This is a genomic window from Rhodococcus rhodochrous (genome assembly GCF_014854695.1).
In the GTDB taxonomy this organism is placed as follows: domain Bacteria; phylum Actinomycetota; class Actinomycetes; order Mycobacteriales; family Mycobacteriaceae; genus Rhodococcus.
The window spans coordinates 2,502,049-2,515,678 of record NZ_CP027557.1; the positions used below are offsets into that span (position 1 = coordinate 2,502,049).

Consider the following 13,630-nt stretch of genomic DNA (forward strand, 5'->3'; position numbering starts at 1 on the left):
ATGATCGACACCTCGGAAGCACGCTGGAAAGCTGCGAAACTCACTCGGCGGTTCGCCGAGACGTTCGCCACACGCCGCGCCCGGCGGATCAGCGGAGCGAACGCAGAATCGTCGCGCGCGCACCCGTCGGCAGCACCCGGAACAGCCGCCACATCGTGGCCGCCACGCCGGTCGCGTCGTCGCGACCGGACAGGTAGGCGCGTTGCTGCTCGACCGGCAGGGCGAAGAACGCGTCGAAGAACTCGATCGCTCCGCGTGCGTCGAGTCGCAGCAGGACCCGCAGTCCCATCTGCCGCAGGGTCGCCACCGAGCGGGCGCGCACCGGCCACAGGACGCGCTGCGGGTCGTCGCCGAGGCGCATCGCGTCGATCACTGCATCCGCGGTGGACAGGGCGGTGGCCACCGCGTATCCCGTGGCCGGATGCATGAGACCACCGCGAGCGCCGAAGCCGAGCACTCCGGGTGCCGTCGGTGCGCCCTCGACGGCGAAGCGCACCCGTTCGACCTGCTCGTCGCCGGTCGTGTGCACGCCTCGCGCTGCGAGGCGGATGTGCAGGCGCCGTTCGAGTTCGCCGAGACCGAGTGCTGGGCGGCCGACGAGGCAGGTCTCCTCGAGGATCGTGCGTCCGTCGCCGACCGGCACCGCGTACAGGAAGGACGGCACGTCGTCGGGGCCCGTGCCGTTGTCGCGGCGCCAGTCCATGAACCAGGCGTCGTGGCCCTCGAGTGCCGGAGCTGCGGTCGCATCGTCGACGATCAGCCCGAATGCCGTCTGCTGGGCACGTTCCGGTTCGGCGGGAACCCCGCGGGCATCGACGACGTAGCGGGCAGTCACCCGGCGTCCGTCGCCGAGGACCACGCCGTCCGCATCGACGTCGCGTACCCGATCCGTGACCACCGTGACGGCGTCGAGGGCGAGGAAGTCCTGCAGGTACGCCGTGTCCAGCACCCGGTAGGCGCGATCGACGATGCGGGGCCCGGTCGTCCACGCCGCGGGCCTGTCGATGCGTGCTGCCACCACCTCGTCGGGCAGCCAGGCGGGCAGTTCGTCGGCCCACGCCGCGTAGGTCGCGGTCCACCGACGCTGCGGACGCACGTCGACGGCCGTCACCGACAACCCGGCTGCGGCGGCACGGAACGCCAATGCACGGCCGGCGGGGCCGAGTCCGGCCACGACGAGGTCGGTGGAGGGAAGGAGGGTCACGGGCGCCAGCCTAGGTCGCGCGCGGGAAGAACCCGGCCGCGCGTGGCGAGGGGTAGTGCATCTCACCGTGGGGGAGAGGTGCTGTCACGGTAAAATGAGTAGTTCGTGTGCCCGGCTGTTTGCCACCATGGCACCCATCCATCGTCTTTCGTTCTAGGAGCCCGTGCGTGATCACCGCTACCGACCTCGAAGTCCGCGCCGGCGTGCGGACGCTGCTCACCGCCCCCGGCTCGGGGCTGCGGGTGCAGGCCGGGGACCGGATCGGCCTCGTGGGACGTAACGGTGCCGGCAAGACCACGACCCTGCGGATCCTCGCGGGTGAAGGCGAACCCTACGCCGGCACCGTGATCCGTTCCGGAGACATCGGTTACCTGCCGCAGGATCCCAAGGAGGGCAATCTCGACGTCCTCGCCAAGGACCGGGTGCTCTCGGCGCGAGGTCTCGACGAGATCCTCCGCAGCATGGAGAAGCAGCAGGCGCTCATGGCGGAGGCCGTCGACGAGAAGATCCGCGACCGTGCCGTGCGCAAGTACGGTTCGCTCGAAGAGCGTTTCGCGACGCTCGGCGGATACGTCGCCGAATCCGAGGCCGCGAGCATCTGCCACAGCCTCGGCCTGCCCGACCGGGTCCTCGGCCAGCCCCTGCACACGCTGTCGGGTGGTCAGCGCCGCCGTGTCGAACTCGCCCGCATCCTGTTCGCAGCCTCGGACGGCTCCGGCGGGAAGTCCGACACCACGCTGCTGCTCGACGAGCCGACCAACCACCTCGACGCCGACTCGATCACCTGGCTGCGCGGATTCCTGCAGAACCACGACGGTGGGCTCATCGTCATCAGCCACGACGTCGACCTGCTCGCCGACGTGGTGAACAAGGTGTGGTTCCTCGACGCGGTGCGCGGCGAGGCCGACGTCTACAACATGGGCTGGAAGAAGTATCTCGACGCGCGTGCCACCGACGAGGCGCGGCGCCGGCGCGAGCGTGCGAACGCCGAGAAGAAGGCGTCCGCCCTGCAGAAGCAGGCCGCGAAGCTCGGAGCGAAGGCCACCAAGGCCACTGCCGCCCAGAACATGGCCAAGCGCGCCGAGAAGTTGCTCGCCGACCTCGACGACGTGCGCGTCGCAGACAAGGTGGCCAAGATCCGGTTCCCCACGCCGGCCGCGTGCGGCAAGACCCCGCTGATGGCCAAGGAGCTGACCAAGGTCTACGGCTCCCTGGAGATCTTCACCGGCGTCGACCTCGCGATCGACCGGGGCAGCCGCGTCGTCGTCCTCGGCCTCAACGGTGCCGGCAAGACGACGCTGCTGCGGCTGCTCGCCGGTGTGGAGCAGCCGGATCTCGGCGAACTCGTGCCGGGTCACGGCCTGAAGGTCGGCTACTTCGCGCAGGAGCACGACACCATCGACGACTCGGCGACGGTGTGGGAGAACATCCGGCACGCCGCTCCCGACGCCGGCGAACAGGACCTGCGGGGACTGCTCGGCGCGTTCATGTTCACCGGTCCGCAGCTCGAGCAGCCGGCCGGAACGCTCTCCGGCGGTGAGAAGACGCGACTCGCCCTGGCGGGGCTCGTCTCGTCCGCGGCGAACGTGCTGCTCCTCGACGAGCCGACCAACAACCTCGATCCCGTCTCGCGCGAGCAGGTGCTCGACGCGCTGCGCAGCTACGAGGGTGCCGTCGTGCTGGTCACCCACGATCCGGGTGCGGCCGAGGCCCTCGACCCGGAACGTGTGATCCTGCTTCCCGACGGAACCGAGGACCACTGGTCCCAGGAATACCTCGAGCTCATCCAGCTCGCCTGATCGGGCCTCCGGTCGGATCCGTCCCACGATCCGCTCCCGCTGGTCCGATCTGCGTCCGCGCAACCTGACAGTCCTCTAGCCTGGGAAAGGGACCTTTGGCGAGGGCGCAGGGAGGATCCGATGGCGCGAAATTCCGGTGGTGGAGAGACGACCTACGCGAAGGGAGCCCGAGTTACAGGGGAATCGCGGGACCGCTTGCAGGAGGATCTGAAGCGCCGCTACGAGGAGGGCGCGAGCATTCGGAGGCTCGCGCAGGAAACCGGTCGATCCTACGGTTTCGTGCACAACGTTCTCGTGGAGTCGCAGGTGCGGCTGCGGGGCCGCGGCGGCCCGAACCGTCGTCGGGCGGCAGCGAGCGACGAGAAGGCGTGAGGAACGGATCCGGCGCGTCAGTCGCGCCGGCGCACGGATTCCTCGACGAGGTCGAGAACTGCGACGAGGTCCTGTTCGGTGTGCCCTGAAGCGAGGCGGGCGACGAGCCCGTCGAGCACGAGGTCGAGATAACCCAGGACGACTTCGGTCGGCACGTCGTCGCGCAGCCGGCCCGCTTCCCGCTGCCGTTCGAGGCGTCCGACGGTGGCCTCGGTGAGTTCGGCCGAATGCTGCGTCCACGCCTTCGCGAACTCGGGGTCGGTGCGGAGACGGCGCGTGATCTCGAGCCGCGTCCCGAGCCAGTCGAACTGGTCGGGGGAGGACAGCATGTCGCGCATGACCTGTACGAGACCCTCATTGGCCGCGACGTCGGCCATCCGTCTCGCATCCTCCTGGGCGAGGGCGAGGAACAGTCCGTCCTTGTCCTTGAAATGGTGGAAGATCGCGCCACGGGACAGACCCGTGGCATCTTCGAGCAGTCGCACGGTCGCGCCGTCGTAACCGTATTCGGCGAAGCAGCGACGGGCACCGTCGAGGATCTGCCTGCGCCGCGCGGCGAGATGGTCCTCACTGACCTTGGGCACGCGCCACTTCCTTTCGGCTCGAGGGAGACGGCGGGCCCGAGACGAGTCTCGTCCCGGGCCCGCCGCTTCACACAGATGTGACCGATCGGGTCACGAGCACTGCTCTCAGCCGCGGATCATGTTCCGCAGCACGTACTGCAGGATGCCGCCGTTGCGGTAGTAGTCCGCCTCACCGGGGGTGTCGATGCGGACGACAGCGTCGAAGGTGACCTTCTCACCGTTGTCCTTGGTCGCCGTGACCTTGACGGTCTTCGGCGTGACGCCCTCGTTGAGCTTCTCGATGCCCTCGATGTCGAAGACCTCGGTGCCGGTCAGGCCCAGCGACGCGGCCGACTCACCCGCCGGGAACTGCAGCGGGATGACGCCCATGCCGATGAGGTTCGAGCGGTGGATGCGCTCGAAGGACTCGGTGATGACGGCCTTGACGCCGAGCAGGCGGGTGCCCTTGGCGGCCCAGTCACGCGAGGAGCCCGAACCGTACTCCTTGCCACCGAGGACGACCAGCGGGATGCCGGCCTCCTGGTAGTTCTGCGAGGCGTCGTAGATGAACGCCTGCGGAGCACCGTCCTGGGTGAAGTCGCGGGTGTAACCACCGGAGACACCGTCGAGCAGCTGGTTCTGCAGACGGATGTTCGCGAAGGTGCCGCGGACCATGACCTCGTGGTTGCCACGACGCGAGCCGAGCGAGTTGTAGTCCTTGCGCTCGACACCGTGGGCGTCGAGGTACTGCGCGGCCGGGGTACCCGGCTTGATCGGACCGGCCGGGCTGATGTGGTCGGTGGTGACCGAATCGCCGAGCAGCGCGAGGACGCGAGCGCCCTTGATGTCGCTGACCGCGTCCGGCTCCATCGTCATGCCCTCGAAGTACGGAGCCTTGCGGACGTACGTCGAATCCTCGTCCCACGCGAAGGTGTCGCCCTCGGGGGTCTCGAGGTTCTGCCAGCGCTCGTCGCCCTTGAAGACGTCGGCGTAGGACTTGCGGAACATGTCCTGGTTGATCGCCGACTTGATGGTGTCGTCGATCTCCTGGGCGGAAGGCCAGATGTCCTTCAGGAAGACGTCGTTGCCGTCCTTGTCCTTGCCCAGCGCGTCGGTCTCGAAGTCGAAGTCCATCGTGCCCGCGAGCGCGTACGCGATGACCAGCGGCGGCGAGGCCAGGTAGTTCATCTTCACGTCGGGGGAGATACGACCCTCGAAGTTGCGGTTGCCGGAGAGCACCGCGGTGACCGAGAGGTCGTTGTCGTTGACGGCCTTCGAGATCTCCTCGGGCAGCGGGCCGGTGTTACCGATGCAGGTGGTGCAACCGAAGCCACCGAGGTAGAAGCCGAGCTTCTCGAGGTACGGCCACAGGCCGGCCTTCTCGTAGTAGTCGTTGACGACCTGCGAACCCGGAGCCATGTTGGTCTTGACCCACGGCTTGGTGGCCAGGCCCTTCTCGACCGCGTTGCGGGCGAGCAGCGCGGCACCGAGCATGACCGACGGGTTGGAGGTGTTGGTGCAGGAGGTGATACCTGCGACCACCACGGCACCGTGGTCGAGGACGAACTCGCCGCGCTCCTCGGAGACGACCTTGACCCGCTTGGAGGGGCGGCCGGAAGTATCGCCGTGGGGAACGAGCGGAGCGTCGCCGTTCGCGGTGGGCTTGATCGGGTCGGACGCCGGGAAGGTGTCGTCGAGCGCGTCGTCGAGCTTGGAGTGCGGGGTCGCCTCGTGCTCTTCCACGTAGTTGTGGATGTCGCGGCGGAAGGCTGCCTTCGACTCCGACAGGAGGATGCGGTCCTGCGGGCGCTTCGGGCCGGCGATCGACGGGACGACCGTCGACAGGTCGAGCTCGAGGTACTCGGAGAACTCGGGCTCGCGGCTCGGATCGTGCCACAGGCCCTGCTCCTTGGCGTACGCCTCGACGAGAGCGAGCTGCTCGTCGCTGCGGCCGGTCAGGCGCAGGTAGTTGATGGTCTCGCCGTCGATCGGGAAGATCGCTGCGGTCGAACCGAACTCGGGGCTCATGTTGCCGAGGGTCGCGCGGTTGGCGAGGGGGACCTCGGCCACGCCGGCGCCGTAGAACTCGACGAACTTGCCGACGACGCCGTGCTTGCGCAGCATGTCGGTGACGGTAAGCACGACGTCGGTCGCGGTCACGCCGGGCTGGATCTCACCGGTGAGCTTGAAGCCGACCACGCGCGGGATGAGCATGGAGACCGGCTGGCCGAGCATCGCGGCCTCGGCCTCGATGCCGCCGACGCCCCAGCCGAGCACGCCGAGGCCGTTGACCATCGTCGTGTGCGAGTCGGTGCCGACGCAGGTGTCGGGGTAGGCCTGCCCGTTGCGGACCATGACGGTCGGGGCGAGGTACTCGATGTTGACCTGGTGGACGATACCCATGCCCGGGGGGACGACGCGGAAGTCGTCGAAGGCGCCCTGGCCCCAGCGCAGGAACTGGTAGCGCTCGCCGTTGCGCTCGTACTCGAGGTCGACGTTGCGCTCGAGGGCGTCGGCGCGACCGAAGTAGTCGAGGATCACCGAGTGGTCGATGACCATGTCGGCGGGGGAGAGGGGGTTGACCTTGTTCGGGTCGCCGCCCAGGGTGGTCACGGCCTCACGCATGGTGGCGAGGTCGACGACACAGGGGACGCCCGTGAAGTCCTGCATGATCACGCGGGCGGGCGTGAACTGGATCTCGATGCTCGGGTCGGCGGAGGGATCCCAGTTGGCGATGGCCCGGATGTGATCGGCCGTGATGTTGGCACCGTCCTCGGTGCGCAGCAGGTTCTCGGCCAGGACCTTCAAAGAGTAAGGAAGTTTCTCGGTGCCGGGGACGGCCGACAGGCGGAAGATCTCGTAGGAGTTGTCTCCGACCTGCAGCGAACCCTTGGCGCCGAACGAATCACTACTGGTGCTCACGTCAGCTCCACTCGTCGTTTCGGCTGGCCGCCGACGGGGCTGTGTCGACGGCTGAAGCGAGGCACACGACGTCCGCTCGCGGCCCGTGGCCCGGATGCAGTAGTCGTGGCGTCTCGCACTCGATTCTAACAGTACGCTTGTCCTGTATTGAACCGAAGTCGGGTCCGTCGTGTCGACGAGGCGTCCCGCCGGCATCGGTCCTGCTCGCGACGAGTGCTTCGAGGCGCCGTCGCGCGATCGCGTAGTGTTCTCCCTTGCCGCACGGGTGTGGCGCTTCGTGTCGTCTCCGCGCGGCCGGATCGCCGTATCGCCCGGCTTCCGACCCTGCACCACCGGAGAGAGATGTCTGCGCCACTGCTTCGCATACCGGGCCCTGCGCTCACGGATCTTCCTACCGGGGTCTCGGTCGAAAAAGTGCTCGCCGATCTCGCCGACGACCAGGTGGCGGCGCCCTCGCAGTACGTCGACGACCTCGTCGCCGAGGTGCAGCGCGCGCAGGAGAACGGGATCGACCTCAGCGTGGTCGTGCTCGACCGGGACCCCCGTATGGATTCGCAGCTGCGCGACCTCGCGACGGAGGTCGGCGCCGAGGACGGCGGAACGGTGCTGGTCCTCAGCCCGGGATGGGTCGGGACGTTCAGCGAGGATCTCGACCGCGTCACTCTCGAGGCCGCCCAGGATCGCACCTACACCGGCGATCCGGTGGTCTCCACACGCAACTTCGTCGACTCGGTGCTCGAGCCGTCTCCGCCCTGGACTCTGATGACGCTGCTGATCGTCGCGGTGGTCGCTCTTGCGGCCGGCGCGACCTGGCTCGCCAAACGCCGCCGCGCGGACGGTGACGCGACCGTTGCCGGAGGTAACGGATCGTCATCGGCCGAAGATGTCTGAGGTCTCTTTCCCGTCACCGTAGAGATCTTCTCCGGGTTGTCCTCGTCCCGATCGTGACGGAATCCGGCAGGGAAGATCGTTCGGCGTCCTCACGGTGTTGCTCGGTGTCCGCACCGTGTTCTTTCGGCGTTCTTCCGGCCGATCTTCGTGACTGTCATGCGACATACCCCTGAGGTGTCGTACGGTTCTCATGACGCTCTTGGGGAAGGTGTGTCACAACCCGGCTCGTGGGGACGCTGTCCGCAGTCGGTGTACGACTGCAGCGTGTGAGCCGTGGGGCACCCGCGGCGAGCGGATGCTGCCTGCCTTCCTCGGGTCGTCCGGCCGGATGTCTCGGCCACCAGGTGCGACCGAGGGAGATGCACGTGAGACGGTTCGGTATCCACGGAGGGATTCCGCGACGGTCGGGGCCGGACGGCACCGCCACGACGCTCACTGCAGGCCGTCGACCCGACGGTCCGACGCCCGGTCGCATCCCGCGGACGCGCACCGGCACGCTCCTCGCCGGTTTGGGGTTGGTCACAGCCGTGCTCCTCACCGTGACCACGACGGCGTCCGCCGCACCGGCCCCGCCGCCGAACCCCTCGGACGCCGAGATCGACCGCGCAGGTGCGGCCGTCGCGGCCAACATCGACCGGGTCGGGCAGCTGATCGTCCGGATCGCCGACGCGGATCAGCAGCTCGCCGAGCTCGACGCGCAGGTCGCCATCCGCCGCGAGGACGTCAACCGCGCCCTCGTCGATCTCCAGAGCGCGCGCGACGCGGCGGATCTCGCCGAACGGGTGGTCGTGGATTCCCGCCGCGCACTCGACGACGCCGCCGACCGGATCGCTGCTGCCCAGAAGAACTTCGACGCGTTCGTCCGCGACAGCTACACCCGTGGCGCCAACTCGGTCTCCCTCGCGGCCTTCCTCGACGTCGACGGTCCCGACGATCTGCTCGACCGCGCCCAGGTCATGCGATTGCTGTCCGCCGGGCGCACCGCGGTGCTCGATGCGCTCCAGCGCGCCCGGGCCCAGGAGGCCAACTCCCATTCGCGGGCACGCGCGGCCAAGCTCGAGGCCGACGCGGCGGCGGAAGCCGCCGAGCAGCGCAGGGCCGAGGCCGAGGCCGCGATCGCCGTCGCGCGAGCGGAACTCGGTCGGCAGGCTGCCGAGAAGTCGCGCATCGAGCAGGAACGTGAAAACGCGCAGAGCGAACTCGACCGGGCCCGCGTGAACGTTGCGGGCCTGGAAGGGCAACGCGCGCAGTACCAGGACTGGGAGCGTCGCCGCGCAGCCGAGGAAGCAGCCGCCGCGGCGGCACGGGTCGCGGCAGCCGAGGCGGCCGAGCGTGTCGCCGCCGACGCCGCAGCCCGGGAACGTGCGGCGGAACTGGCCAACGGCCGTCGCCCTCACACGCTGATCGAGGAGTCTCCGTCGACCGGCGACAGCGACGTCGCCGCACCGGGTGAGGTCACCACCGAATCCGGAGCGCCGGAGGACAGTGACACCGCTGCGAGTCGCACCGATACCAGTGGCACCGACACGGTTGCACCGGACTACACCGACGACGCCACGGTCCCGGATTACGGCGACCGTGGAAGCGTCCTGGACGACGTCCTCGAGGACACGGACAGCGGAACGGTCCCGGATGACAGCGATGGTGGAACCGTCCCGGATGACAGCGATGGTGGAACCGTCCCGGATGACACCGGCGGTGGAACCGTCCCGGATGACAGCGATGGTGGAACCGTCCCGGATGACACCGACGATGGATCCGTCCCGGACGGCACCGACAGCGGCACGATCCCCGACGTAGACGAGGACAGCGGCAGCGACGGTGGGATCGACTGGGAGAACCCGGATCCGGGCGACCCCGTTGTGGAGACCCCCGGATCGGGGACCGGGGGATCGGGTTCCCGCCCCTCCACACCGAATTCGACGCCCAGCACCCCGTCGCGTCCGTCCGTCACGGGTCCCGCTGCGGTGGAGATCGTCATCGACCGCGCGATGTCCCAGATCGGCGTCCCGTACGCGTGGGGTGGTGGCAACGAGAACGGCCCGACCCGCGGTATCCGCGACGGTGGCGTCGCCGATGTCCACGGCGACTACGCCAAGGTCGGCTTCGACTGTTCGGGACTGATGATCTACGCGTTCGCGGGCATCGGTATCTCGCTCCCGCACTACACCGGCTACCAGTACACGGCCGGCACGCAGGTCCCGTCGTCGCAGATGAGGCGGGGCGACATGATCTTCTACGGGCCCAACGCCAGCCAGCACGTCGCGCTGTATCTCGGCGACGGGCAGATGCTCGAGGCGCCGCAGTCGGGATCGTTCGTGAAGATCTCGCCGGTACGCTGGGGCGGCATGACACCGTACGTGGTGCGCATGGTGTCGTGAGGGCGAGGTTTGCCGCGGCCCTCGTACCACCGAGGACGGGTGCCATCCGGTCGTTTCCGGGTGCCGTCTCCCGGTCGGTGCAGGGGCGACGACACACCGAGCCGGCACCTGCAATAGTGGTGCAGCAGGTGTTTCCAGCGGAGCGACGTAGGCGAAAGCGGTGGATTGTTGGTGACCTCACGCGAGGGTGGGACGTCCGGTTCGGCAACGCCGGGCGACCAGAGCGGTAACGACGGACGCAAGAACAACCAGGCTGCGGCGGGTGCCGCGTCGGCGCCGAAGGCGGCGGGCGCGAACGGTCCTGCTCCGCAGGGGTCCGGCGCGAACGCTCAGCCGGCTCCGCAGGGGACCGGTGCGAACACTCAGCCGGCGGCCGGTACGAACACCCAGCCGGCAGCCGGCGCGAACATGCGGAAACCCGGCGACGCTCCTGCGAAGGCGTACGACCCGGCCGACGACGTCCGTCTCCTCGAACGGGCCATCTACGAGGTCAAGCGCGTGATCGTCGGCCAGGACCTGCTGGTCGAGCGGATGCTGGTCGGTGTGCTCGCGCGCGGGCACGTGCTGCTCGAAGGCGTTCCCGGTGTCGCGAAGACGCTGGCCGTCGAGACCTTCGCGAAGGTCGTCGGTGGATCGTTCTCCCGCGTCCAGTTCACCCCCGACCTCGTGCCGACCGACCTCGTCGGTACCCGCATCTACCGGCAGGGACGCGAGGAGTTCGACACCGAACTCGGACCGGTCGTCGCGAACTTCGTGCTCGCCGACGAGATCAACCGCGCCCCGGCGAAGGTGCAATCGGCGCTGCTCGAGGTGATGGCCGAACGCCACGTCACCATCGGTGGCAGGACCTTCCCGATGCCCGAGCCGTTCCTCGTGATGGCGACGCAGAACCCCATCGAGAACGAGGGCGTCTACCCGCTCCCGGAAGCACAGCGCGACCGCTTTCTGTTCAAGGTCCTCGTCGACTACCCGACGGTGGAGGAAGAACGCGAGATCGTCTACCGGATGGGTGTCGCCGCTCCCGAACCGAAGCAGGTGCTCGACAACGAGCAGCTCCTGCGCCTGCAGAAGATCGCCGGACGTGTGTTCGTGCACCACGCGCTCGTCGACTACGTGGTGCGGGTCATCTTCGCGACGCGTCGGCCCGCCGAACTCGGCCTGCACGATGTGCAGGGCTGGATCGCCTACGGCGCCTCGCCCCGCGCGACGCTCGGCATCATCTCCTCGGCGCGTGCCCTGGCGCTCGTGCGCGGTCGCGACTACGTGGTACCGCAGGACATCGTCGACGTCATCCCCGATGTGCTCCGCCATCGCCTGGTGTTGTCCTACGACGCGCTCGCGGACGACGTCTCCCCGGACCAGATCATCACCCGCATCCTGCAGACGGTGGGTCTTCCGCAGGTCGCGCCCCAGGCGAACGCACCCGTGCCGACCGCGACCCCCGGCCCGGCGCCCGCCGATCCGCGGACCGTTGCCGGTCAGCAGGCGCCCGTCGGTGCACCCGGTCCGCAGGGAGGTGCGGGCGCGCGGTGAGCACACGTCCTCACGACGGGTCGCCACCGCGGTTCCGGTCCGGTGAACTGCGCGATCCCGCGCTCACCGCCGCGCTCCGCACCCTCGAGCTCACCGTGCGGCGCCGTCTCGACGGCGTCCTGCACGGCGACCACCTCGGTCTGATCCCGGGCCCGGGTTCCGAACCGGGGGACGCCCGCGAGTATCAGCCGGGCGACGACGTGCGGCAGATGGACTGGTCGGTCACTGCGCGCACGACGCACCCGCACGTGCGGCAGACCGTCGCCGACCGGGAACTCGAGACGTGGCTCGCGGTCGACCTGTCGGCCAGCCTGGACTTCGGTACCGGTATGTGCGAGAAGCGCGACCTGGCGATCGCAGCGGTGGCCGCGCTCGCGCATCTGACCACCGGTGGCGGGAATCGGATCGGTGCGGTGATCTCCACCGGCAACGAGACCGTCCGCGTCCCCGCGCGTGGTGGGCGGCTGCACGCCCAGTCGTTGCTGCGTACCGTCGCGACCACCCCGCATGCACCCGACGGGACCCGCGGCGATCTCCAAGGCCTCGTCGAGTCGCTGCGACGCCCCCAGCGCCGCCGCGGTCTGGCCGTCGTGGTGAGCGATTTTCTGGGTCCGCTCGACTGGGAGCGCTCCCTGCGGGCGCTGTCCGGCCGGCACGAACTGCTCGCCGTCGAGATCATCGATCGCCGCGACCTCGAACTGCCCGATCTGGGCGACGTGGTGCTGCACGACCCGGAGACGGGCCGCACCCGCGAATTCACGACCACTCCCGAACTGCGGGCCGACTACGCGCAGGCGGCCGCGGAGCATCGCGCGGCCGTGCACCAGGCACTGCGCAGTTCCGGTGCACCCGTGCTGACGCTGCGCACCGACCGCGACTGGATCGGCGACGTCGTGCGGTTCGTCGCGGCCCGGCGGCACAGCTTCGGCGCACCCGCACGGCAGGGGGGACGATGAGCCTGTCCGGTTTCACTTCACCGTGGTGGTTGCTGCTGCTGTTCGTCGTCGCCGCCCTCGGCGGTGCGTACGTGCTGGTCCAGCGCCGGCGCCAGACGAACACGCTGCGCTTCACCAATCTCGAGCTGCTCGAGAAGGTCGCGCCCGCCCGCCCGGGACGCGCTCGGCATATTCCCGTCGCACTGTTGCTCGTCGGCCTCGTCTTCCTCACCGTGGCGCTCGCCGGCCCGACCGCCGAACAGCGGGTGCCGCGCAACCGGGCCACGGTCGTGCTCGTCATCGACGTGTCGTTGTCGATGGAGGCCACGGACGTCGCACCCACGCGACTCGCCGCCGCTCAGGAGGCGGCCAAGCAGTTCGCCGACGACCTGACACCCGGCATCAACCTCGGTCTCGTCGCGTTCTCGGGTACCGCCTCGGTCCTGGTCTCGCCGACCACCAACCGGGAGGCGAGCAAGTCCGCGATCGACAACCTGCAGCTCAGCGAGCGCACCGCGACCGGCGAGGCGATCTTCACGGCGATGCAGTCGATCGACACGCTCGCCGCCGTGCTCGGCGGTAGCGACCAGGCGCCGCCCGCGCGGATCGTGCTGCTGTCCGACGGCAAGCAGACCGTCCCCGAGAGTCCCGACGATCCCCGCGGGGGGTTCACCGCGGCGCGACAGGCGGCGGAGAAGGGAATCCCGGTCTCGACCATCTCGTTCGGCACGCAGACGGGCACCGTCACCATCGAGGACGATCGGATCCCCGTGCCCGTCGACGACCCGTCGCTCAAGGAGATCGCCAATCTCTCGGGTGGGAGCTTCTTCACGGCGGCGAGCCTCGAGGAACTCGAGGACGCCTACAACACGCTCGAGGAGCAGATCGGCTTCGAGACGACCCGCGGCGACGCCAGTCGTCCGTGGCTCATGCTCGGAGCGCTCTCGGTGATCGCGGGGCTCGGCGCGGCGATGGTGTTGCGCCAGCGGCTGCCCTGATCCACCTTGTGCACGCTCACGGAGCGTTTTCC

At 69.1% G+C, this 13,630-nt stretch carries 10 protein-coding genes; 7 read left to right on the forward strand and 3 right to left on the reverse strand.

Features of this window, described 5'->3' with window-relative positions; genetic code table 11:
• Positions 1 to 88: 88 nt before the first annotated feature.
• Complete coding sequence (locus C6Y44_RS11780) at positions 89 to 1,204, reverse strand: lycopene cyclase family protein (RefSeq protein WP_159418432.1); 1,116 nt, start codon at positions 1,202 to 1,204, stop codon at positions 89 to 91.
• A gap of 167 nt (positions 1,205 to 1,371) precedes the next feature.
• On the opposite strand from C6Y44_RS11780, the gene C6Y44_RS11785 reads away from it, so the two are divergent.
• Both C6Y44_RS11785 and C6Y44_RS11790 read left to right on the forward strand, forming a co-directional pair.
• On the forward strand, positions 1,372 to 3,003 hold the full coding sequence (locus C6Y44_RS11785; RefSeq protein ID WP_060653265.1) for an ABC-F family ATP-binding cassette domain-containing protein: 1,632 nt from the start codon (positions 1,372 to 1,374) through the stop codon (positions 3,001 to 3,003).
• A 120-nt stretch (positions 3,004 to 3,123) separates the two neighbouring features.
• Positions 3,124 to 3,375 (forward strand): helix-turn-helix domain-containing protein, encoded by a 252-nt coding sequence (locus tag C6Y44_RS11790; RefSeq protein ID WP_026061044.1) that lies wholly within the window; start codon positions 3,124 to 3,126, stop codon positions 3,373 to 3,375.
• Positions 3,376 to 3,392: 17 nt separating this feature from the next.
• Here C6Y44_RS11790 and C6Y44_RS11795 read toward each other — a convergent pair whose 3' ends face one another.
• Both C6Y44_RS11795 and C6Y44_RS11800 read right to left on the reverse strand, forming a co-directional pair.
• Positions 3,393 to 3,959 carry a TetR/AcrR family transcriptional regulator gene (locus C6Y44_RS11795; protein ID WP_120282465.1) on the reverse strand — a complete coding sequence of 189 codons (567 nt, stop codon included), beginning with the start codon at positions 3,957 to 3,959 and terminating at the stop codon, positions 3,393 to 3,395.
• Between the two features lie 105 nt (positions 3,960 to 4,064).
• Positions 4,065 to 6,860, reverse strand: coding sequence for an aconitate hydratase (locus tag C6Y44_RS11800; RefSeq protein WP_159418431.1), 2,796 nt, complete (start codon positions 6,858 to 6,860; stop codon positions 4,065 to 4,067).
• A gap of 342 nt (positions 6,861 to 7,202) precedes the next feature.
• Between C6Y44_RS11800 and C6Y44_RS11805 the strand changes: the two genes are divergently transcribed.
• The 5 genes from C6Y44_RS11805 (at position 7,203) to C6Y44_RS11825 (ending at position 13,598) form a co-directional block, all read left to right on the forward strand.
• Positions 7,203 to 7,751, forward strand: a complete 549-nt coding sequence (locus C6Y44_RS11805; RefSeq protein WP_225623783.1) for an Rv1476 family membrane protein — start codon at positions 7,203 to 7,205, stop codon at positions 7,749 to 7,751.
• Positions 7,752 to 8,116: 365 nt separating this feature from the next.
• Positions 8,117 to 10,132: an NlpC/P60 family protein gene (locus C6Y44_RS28400; protein ID WP_159418430.1), complete on the forward strand. Its 2,016-nt coding sequence runs from the start codon at positions 8,117 to 8,119 to the stop codon at positions 10,130 to 10,132.
• Positions 10,133 to 10,303: 171 nt separating this feature from the next.
• On the forward strand, positions 10,304 to 11,665 hold the full coding sequence (locus tag C6Y44_RS11815) for an AAA family ATPase (RefSeq protein WP_159418429.1): 1,362 nt from the start codon (positions 10,304 to 10,306) through the stop codon (positions 11,663 to 11,665).
• The gene (locus C6Y44_RS11820; protein WP_120282469.1) at positions 11,662 to 12,621 is read left to right on the forward strand and encodes a DUF58 domain-containing protein; all 960 of its coding nucleotides are present in this window, start codon (positions 11,662 to 11,664) and stop codon (positions 12,619 to 12,621) included. Before C6Y44_RS11815 ends, C6Y44_RS11820 begins: the two co-directional genes overlap by 4 nt.
• Positions 12,618 to 13,598 (forward strand): VWA domain-containing protein, encoded by a 981-nt coding sequence (locus C6Y44_RS11825; RefSeq protein WP_006551517.1) that lies wholly within the window; start codon positions 12,618 to 12,620, stop codon positions 13,596 to 13,598. The genes C6Y44_RS11820 and C6Y44_RS11825 overlap by 4 nt, the downstream gene beginning before the upstream one ends.
• Positions 13,599 to 13,630 lie beyond the last annotated feature (32 nt).

Bases quoted from the DNA above. Each gene is read 5' to 3' on its own strand.
- C6Y44_RS11790 (WP_026061044.1), top strand. From the start codon at position 3,124: ATGGCGCGAAATTCCGGTGGTGGAGAGACGACCTACGCGAAGGGAGCC.
- C6Y44_RS11805 (WP_225623783.1), top strand. From the start codon at position 7,203: ATGTCTGCGCCACTGCTTCGCATACCGGGCCCTGCGCTCACGGATCTT.
- C6Y44_RS11825 (WP_006551517.1), top strand. From the start codon at position 12,618: ATGAGCCTGTCCGGTTTCACTTCACCGTGGTGGTTGCTGCTGCTGTTC.